The 7,291-nt window shown below is 71.4% G+C and carries 7 protein-coding genes and 1 riboswitch; of the genes, 5 read left to right on the forward strand and 2 right to left on the reverse strand.

All coding sequences use genetic code 11. The features are described 5' to 3' along the window. Positions 1 to 5: 5 nt before the first annotated feature. The gene (locus GT354_RS21340; RefSeq protein ID WP_202512131.1) at positions 6 to 1,067 is read right to left on the reverse strand and encodes an ABC transporter substrate-binding protein; all 1,062 of its coding nucleotides are present in this window, start codon (positions 1,065 to 1,067) and stop codon (positions 6 to 8) included. Between the two features lie 177 nt (positions 1,068 to 1,244). Next, positions 1,245 to 1,481, reverse strand: a riboswitch (cobalamin riboswitch). Between the two features lie 103 nt (positions 1,482 to 1,584). Beyond that, positions 1,585 to 2,397, reverse strand: coding sequence for a DeoR/GlpR family DNA-binding transcription regulator (locus GT354_RS21345; RefSeq protein ID WP_161357954.1), 813 nt, complete (start codon positions 2,395 to 2,397; stop codon positions 1,585 to 1,587). 156 nt (positions 2,398 to 2,553) lie between these two features. On the opposite strand from GT354_RS21345, the gene galT reads away from it, so the two are divergent. The 5 genes from galT to GT354_RS21370 form a co-directional block, all read left to right on the forward strand. After that, complete coding sequence (gene galT, locus GT354_RS21350; protein ID WP_161357955.1) at positions 2,554 to 3,648, forward strand: galactose-1-phosphate uridylyltransferase; 1,095 nt, start codon at positions 2,554 to 2,556, stop codon at positions 3,646 to 3,648. A 5-nt stretch (positions 3,649 to 3,653) separates the two neighbouring features. Next, positions 3,654 to 4,634 carry a UDP-glucose 4-epimerase GalE gene (gene galE, locus GT354_RS21355; protein ID WP_161357958.1) on the forward strand — a complete coding sequence of 327 codons (981 nt, stop codon included), beginning with the start codon at positions 3,654 to 3,656 and terminating at the stop codon, positions 4,632 to 4,634. Further along, a complete protein-coding gene (gene galK, locus GT354_RS21360) occupies positions 4,631 to 5,740 on the forward strand; it encodes a galactokinase (RefSeq protein ID WP_346012110.1) in 1,110 nt (369 codons plus the stop codon). Before galE ends, galK begins: the two co-directional genes overlap by 4 nt. Before the next feature lie 219 nt (positions 5,741 to 5,959). Further along, positions 5,960 to 6,340 carry a hypothetical protein gene (locus GT354_RS21365; protein WP_161357957.1) on the forward strand — a complete coding sequence of 127 codons (381 nt, stop codon included), beginning with the start codon at positions 5,960 to 5,962 and terminating at the stop codon, positions 6,338 to 6,340. Positions 6,341 to 6,556: 216 nt separating this feature from the next. Beyond that, positions 6,557 to 7,291: polyprenol monophosphomannose synthase (locus GT354_RS21370; RefSeq protein ID WP_161357959.1), on the forward strand; the 735-nt coding region annotated here is incomplete at its 3' end.

Consider the following 7,291-nt stretch of genomic DNA (forward strand, 5'->3'; position numbering starts at 1 on the left):
CTCCGTCATGACCCCTGCGGATGCAGCCGCGTCGCCAGTTCCTCCACCGCGTCCACCGAGCGCGGCCCCGGCTGGGCGACCGACAGCGAGATCACCGGGAACGCGTTCGCCCGGATCGCCGGCACGTCGGCCAGCACCGGCGTGGATTTCAGCGTCTCGATCTTCGAGTCCACCGACGGCGACACGTAGTCGTAGATCAGCACGACGTCCGGCTTGCGTTCGGCGACCTGTTCCCAGGACACCTTGGTCCAGCGCTCGTTCAGGTCGGCGAACACGTTGGTGCCGCCGGCTCGGGCGATGATCTCGTTGAGCATCGAGTTGCCGCCGGTGGTCTGCGCCGCGTCGGCGCCCGAGTTGTAGACGAACACCTTGACCGGCGGCGCCCCCGCGACCTTGGCCTTGACCGCGTCCAGGCGCGCCCGCAGCGCGGCGACCGACGTCTCGGCGCGATCCGATACGCCGAAGATGCCGCCGACCGAGCGGAGTTCACCGAAGAGCTGATCGAACGTGACCGGCGACTTCGCGCAACCTTCGGGGTTCAGGTGGGTCTTGACGCCCAGCTCGCCGAGCCGCGCACGCGTGTGTCCCGAGGATTCGGAGAACCCGTCGGGATAGCCCGCGTACACGAAGTCCGGTGTGGCTTCGAGGAGTTTTTCCAGCGAGGGCTGCGCTTCCGCGAGGACCGGGATCTTCCCGTACTGCTCCTTGTATTTGTCGCCGATCGTGCGGCCCTTGAGGTACGACGTGCCCACCATGCGGTCGGCGAGGCCGAGTTCGAGCATGAGCTCGGTCGCGTTGGAGGTCAGCGTCGCGGCGCGCTTCGGCGGCCGGTCGTAGGACGTGGTGACACCGCAGTTGTCGGTGTCCGAGTACGGGGCGTACGCCGCCGGCGCGGGGTCGGTGGGGTTCGCGGCCTTGCGCTCCTCGACCGCGCCGCCGCACGCGGTCGCGAACACCGCGAGCGCGACGCCGACCGCGGTCCACGCGTGCCCGCGAGACCACACATACCCGCGAGACCGGCGCGCTGAGCGAAGCAGCGGCGGCAGCACCGGCAGCACCGGCAGCACCGGCGATCCCTGTCGGATCCGAACGGGTCGTGACGTCCTGGGTGATGCCATCGTCGAAGCTCTCCCTTGCGAGTCCTCGTCGGGGGAACTCGCGTGGCGGGAGTACGGCGGCGGGCACCCGCACGGCGCCGTCGTCCGATGGACCCGCCCACGAGGTCCCGGAGATCCCGGGTACGCGAGGCGGACCCGGGCGACGGCAGGTCTTCGGACTCGTGGGCTCTTCGGAACGCGAGACGATCGCGACCCGACACCTACCGGTCGTCGCTTCCCAGGCGCCCGTACGGGCGTCCAGTGCGTGATGACGACTTTCGTTCCCACTCACCGCTGCGGGGCAGTTCCGGATTCACACCGGATTCCCTCTTACACCACCCGGATTCGGTGGAAGCCGGGTGAACCGTTCGCAAGGGCAGCCTAACCGGAGGCCCGGATTCCCCGACCGTCGACCCCGTCCCACGCCTGGCGGAAGTCGTCCGCGAGTGACCCGCCCCCGGGAGCTCGCGCCGAGTCGCGCCCCCGCTCACCCCTCGGCGACCAGTACCTCCAGCCCCGCCTCCCGCAACGACTCCACCGTCTCCGCGTCCGCCGGCGCACTCGTGATCAGCAGGTCGATGTCCGCGAGCGGGCACACGGCCGCGAGTTCGATGCGTCCCAGCTTCGATCCGTCGGCGACCACGACCCGCCGCCCCGCCGCGCGCAGCATCGCGCGCTTGGCCTCGGCCTCGGGCAGGTTGACGTTGGTGATGCCGCCGGTGGGATGCACGCCGTTGCAGCCGATGAAGACCGTGTCGGCGTGGATGCGCTCCAGGATGTGGTCGCCGAGCGGATTGATCAGCGAGTGCTGGAGCGGACGCAGCGTGCCGCCGGTGACCACGACCGAGAAACGGGGGATCGCGCGTTCGAGTTCGAGCGCGATGGTCAAGCCGTTGGTGAACACCACGACGTCGCGCAGGTCCTCACGGTCCACGAGCGCGCGGGCCACGAACGTGGTGGTCGTACCGACGTCGAGGACGACGCTCTCCGACGTGGACACGAGCGCGGCGGCGGCTCGCCCGATCAGGGTCTTGGCCGGCGACGCGGCGGTCAGCGCCTCCTCGAAGGACGGCTCGACGCGGGGGTCGCGGCCGGTGAACATCGCGCCGCCGCGTACCCGGCGCAGCCGGCCCTGGCGCTCCAGCATCTCCAGGTCGGCGCGCACCGTCACGCGTGAGATACCGAAAGCCTCGGCCAGGTCGGTGACCTTCGCGAAGCCCCGATCCGCGATCGTCGCGGCCATCCGGGCGCGGCGCCCTTCGGCGGGCAGACCATCGGTGTCGTCAGGCGTGGGCAGCATGCAGCATCTTGCGTACACCTTCCGAAACTTGTCAAACGACAGCCACAGACCCGCCTGAGACCCGTGAACCCGGCCGCAGGCTCGCCGAATGACAACCGCAAGACGTCCACACACTTACGGATTGACAAGTTTTGGAAAGCTTCGGAATATGGGCCCATGAAGAAGACGCAAGCCGTCATGGCCGACGGGCGCGAGATCATCTACTACGACACGCGGGACGACGTCGTACGCGACGCCGTGGACACCCGCGATCTCGCGCCCGTCGTCAGCGGGTCCGAGTTGCGCTACGACCGACTGCTCGACGAGTGGGTCGTGGTCGCGTCGCACCGCCAGACCCGCACCCACCTCCCGGCCGCCGACGCGTGCCCGCTGTGTCCGGCGACTCCCGAGCGGGCCGGCGAGGTCGCCGACACCGACTACGAGGTCGTCGTCTTCGAGAACCGCTTCCCCCCGATGTCGGGCGCGGGACGCGGCGAAGCGGCCACCACCACGGCCGAGGCCCCCAGCCCGTTCCCCACGCGCCCCGCCGCCGGTCGCTGCGAAGTGGTCGTCTACACCGCCGACCACGACGCGTCCTTCAAGGACCTCACCCCCGAACGCGCGCGCCTGGTCCTGGACACCTGGACCGACCGCACCGCCGAACTTTCCGCGCTGCCCGAGGTCGAGCAGGTCTACTGCTTCGAGAACCGCGGCCGCGAGATCGGCGTCACGCTCCCCCACTCGCACGGGCAGATCTACGCCTACCCGTTCGTCACCCCACGCACCGCCGCGATGATCCGCTCGGTCACCGCCCACCGGCACCGCACCGGCCGCAACCTCTTCGACGACATCGTCGCCGACGAGCGCGCCGCCGGGACTCGGATCGTGGCCGCCGGCGAGCACTGGACGGCCTTCGTCCCGGCCGCCGCGCGCTGGCCGTACGAGGTGCACCTGTACCCCAACCGACGGGTCCCGGACCTGCTCGCGCTCGACGAGGACGCCCGCGCGGAATTCGGCCCGATGTACCTCGACCTGGTCCGCCGCTTCGACGGGCTCTTCGACGGCGAGCCCGCTCCCTACATCGCCGCGTGGCAACAGGCGCCGGTGCGCGCGGACCGGGTCGACTTCGCGCTGCACCTGGAACTTTTCTCGATTCGGCGCGCACCGGGCAAGCTGAAGTACCTTGCCGGATCGGAATCGGGCATGGACGTGTTCATCAGCGACGTACCGCCGGAGACGGCGGCGGCACGAATTCGGGAGGTCGGCGCGTGAAGGTCATGGTCACCGGCGGTGCGGGCTACGTGGGCAGTGTCGTCGGGGCACATCTGGTCGCGGCCGGGCACGACGTGGTCGTGCTCGACGACCTGTCCACCGGCCACCGCGACGCGGTCCCGGACAAGGCGGTGTTCGTCGAGGGCCGGGTCCAGGACGCCGCGCGACACCTCGACCCGAGCTACGACGCGGTCCTCCACTTCGCCGCGTCCTCCCTCGTAGGCGAGTCGGTCACGCATCCCGAGAAGTACTGGCACAACAACGTGGGCGGCTCGCTCGCGCTGCTCGACGCGATGCGCGAGCACGGGATCGAGCGGTTCGTGTTCTCGTCCACCGCGGCCGTCTACGGCGCCCCGGAGGTCTCGCCGATCACCGAGGACGCCCCGTGCGCGCCCACGAACCCGTACGGCGCCTCCAAGTCGGCGGTCGATCAACTGATCACGTCCTACTGCGCCGCGCACGGCCTGCGCGCGGTGAGCCTGCGCTACTTCAACGTCGCGGGCGCCTTCGGGCGGTACGGCGAGCGGCACGCGACGGAGACGCACCTGATTCCGCTCGCCCTCCAGGTACCGCACGGCACGCACGGCTCCGTCGCGATCTACGGCACCGACTACCCCACGTCCGACGGCACGTGTGTCCGCGACTACATCCACGTCGCCGACCTCGCCGACGCGCACCTGCTCGCGCTCACCGCGACCGCGCCGGGCGGCGCGGCGCAGACCGCCGGCGCCGGCGGGCACCTGGTGTGCAACCTCGGCACCGGCACCGGCTTCTCGGTACGTGCCGTCGTGGACGCGGTACGCACCGTCACCGGGTGCGCGGTCCCGGCCCACGAGGCGCCGCGTCGCGCGGGCGACCCGCCGATCCTCGTCGCGTCGGCGCGGCGGGCGCACGACGTGCTGGGCTGGCGGCCGACCCGCACGTCCCTGGAGGACATCGTCTCGGACGCGTGGTCGTTCCTGCGCCACGGCGAGGTCGGCCCGTGAGCGACTTCGCCGTGGAAGGCGTGTGGGCGGCGCCCGGCCGGGTCAACGTGATCGGCGAACACACCGACTACAACAACGGGTTCGTCCTCCCGACGGCGATACCGCAGACGGTCCGCGCGGCGGTGGGACGGCGTACGGACGGGCTGTTGCGACTCGCGTCCACGCACGCCGGCGCCGAGCCGGTCGAGTTCGCGGTCGCGGATCTGGCACCGGGCGTACTGTCCGGCTGGACCGCCTACCCGGCGGGCGTCGTCTGGGCGTTGCGGGCGGCGGGCCACGACATCGGCGGCGCCGACATCCGCATCGACAGCGACGTGCCGGTGGGCGCCGGCCTGTCGTCGTCGGCCGCGCTGTCCTGCGCGGTCGCGCTCGCGCTCGACGACCTGTACGAACTGGGCTTCGACCGGGTCGAGTTGGCCCGCGTCGCGCAGCGCGTGGAGAACGACTTCGTCGGGATTCCGGTCGGTCTGCTGGACCAGATGGCGTCGCTGGGATGCAGGGCGGGTCACGCGTACTTCCTGGACTGCCGCGATCTGACGGGTACGCACGTCCCGTTCGACTGCGCGGGCTCGGGGTTGCGCCTGCTGGTGATCGACACCCGGGCCGCGCACGCGCTCGTCGACGGTGGCTACGCGACTCGGCGCGCGTCCTGTGAGGAGGCCGCTCGGCTGCTCGGCGTGGCGTCGCTGCGCGAGATCACCGACCCCGACGCGGCGCTCGCCGCGCTGCCCGCGGGGCCGTTGCGGATGCGGGTGCGGCACGTACTCACCGAGAACGAGCGGGTCCTGCGTGTCGTGGACGCGCTGCGAGTCGGTGACGTGCGCGCGATCGGCCCCGAACTGACCGCGTCGCACGCGTCGATGCGCGACGACTACACGATCTCGTGCCCCGAACTGGACACGGCCGTGGACACCGCGCTGGCCACGGGAGCACTCGGCGCCCGCCTGGTCGGCGGCGGCTTCGGCGGGTCGGCCATCGCACTGGTCGAGGCGGACGACTCGGCCCCGGTCGCCGAGGCGGTGGAAAAGGCTTTCGCGGTACGCGGATTCACCGCCCCGCGCTTCTTCGAGGCGATCCCGTCGGCGGGTGCCCGGCGGCTGTCCTGAGGCAACGGCGCATCGGGACACCCCGACGAGGCTCCGTGGCATTGCGGCACGGCGAAACAGCACGACGAAACAGCACGGCAGGACGGCACGGCGAGGCAGCACGGCAAGACGGCATGGCAAGACGGCACGGCGGGAATGGCCGCACCCGGGTAGCCCGACCCGACACCTGAGTATCCGTACGGATACCCCCCGCGGACCGCGCTGCCTAGCGTGATCGCCATGACACACCAGACGCCGCCGCCGCGCGCCCACGACGGAAACGGGCGCGGGCATGGGCGCGGGTGCGGGAACGACAGTGCCGGCGGCTGGGCCACCGCCGTCGGCTTCGTCGTCGGTCTCCTTCTGCTCGTCGTCGTCGCGATGACCGACCTGTTCATGCTGATCGGTTTCGGGGCGGCGGCGGGCAGCGGGAACTGCGAGGGCGCCGCGTGCTCGGATGCGCACGACGTCCGGGCCGGGCTGATGTTCGCCCTGTGCGGGCTCAGCCTGGTCGCGGGGCTCACCGGCATGTTGGCGTCCGGGCGCCGCCGGACCTACGCGCTCGGCGCGGCCGTGCTGCTCCAGGCCGCCGGCGTGGCCGTGCTGTGGGTGCGGGTCTGATCCCGGGAAGGCGGATCCGACTCGCGTAAGGGCGCCTCGGTCGGCGCACCGGTCGCGCCGGCCCCGGCGCGAAGTAGGGTGCAGCCCTGATATCCGCCCCGTCGTCTCCCGCAAGGAGCAACCGTGCACCTGCCGCTGCGCACGCCGAGCACCGGCATCGGCATCGGCCCTTCCCCGTTGCCGGAAGGCTGGGCGGACTCGCCGCTCACCGTGGTCATGCCGACCTACAACGAGATCGGCAGTCTCGAATCCGTCGTCGAGCAGGTACTCGCGCTGCCGCTGCCCGGTCTCCACCTCAAGATCGTCGACGACTCCAGTCCCGACGGCACCGGGGACCTCGCCGAGCGCTTGGCCGCCCGGGCCAACGCCGACGGCCGGGCGCGGATGAGCGTGCTGCACCGCGCCGGCAAGGAGGGCCTGGGCAAGGCGTACGCGGCCGGCATGGGCGCGGCCGTGGACGAGGGCGCGCGCTACGTCGTCCAGATGGACGCCGACGGCAGCCACCCCGCGGAGTCCGTGCCGCAGATGCTGGGCACGGCCCTGTCGACCGGCGCGGGCCTGGTCGTCGGCAGCCGCTACGTCCCGGGCGGCGAACTCGCCGAGGAGTGGGGCCGGCACCGCAGGCTGCTCTCGCGCTGGGCCAACACGTACGCCGGCACGATCCTGTCCACTCCGCTGCGCGACATCACCGCCGGCTTCAATCTGTGGCACGCCGACACCCTGCGCGCGATCGGCCTCGACGCCCTGCACAGTGCGGGGTACAGCTTCCAGGTGGAATTGAAGTACCTCGCCGTCCGGGGCGGCTTCACCGTCGTGGAGATCCCCATCCGGTTCGAGGAGCGCCGCGCCGGCGAGTCCAAGATGAGTTTCGCGGTCCAACTGGAATCCGCGGCCGTCCCGTGGCGCCTGCGCGTGCGCAACCGCAACCGCAACCGCAACCGCAACCGCAAC

This window comes from Streptomyces sp. SID3343, assembly GCF_009865215.1.
Taxonomy (GTDB): domain Bacteria; phylum Actinomycetota; class Actinomycetes; order Streptomycetales; family Streptomycetaceae; genus Embleya.

Coding starts and splice junctions, on each gene's coding strand:
- GT354_RS21345 (WP_161357954.1), bottom strand. CDS start 2,397: ATGCTGCCCACGCCTGACGACACCGATGGTCTGCCCGCCGAAGGGCGC.
- galT (WP_161357955.1), top strand. CDS start 2,554: ATGAAGAAGACGCAAGCCGTCATGGCCGACGGGCGCGAGATCATCTAC.
- galE (WP_161357958.1), top strand. CDS start 3,654: ATGGTCACCGGCGGTGCGGGCTACGTGGGCAGTGTCGTCGGGGCACAT.
- GT354_RS21365 (WP_161357957.1), top strand. CDS start 5,960: ATGACACACCAGACGCCGCCGCCGCGCGCCCACGACGGAAACGGGCGC.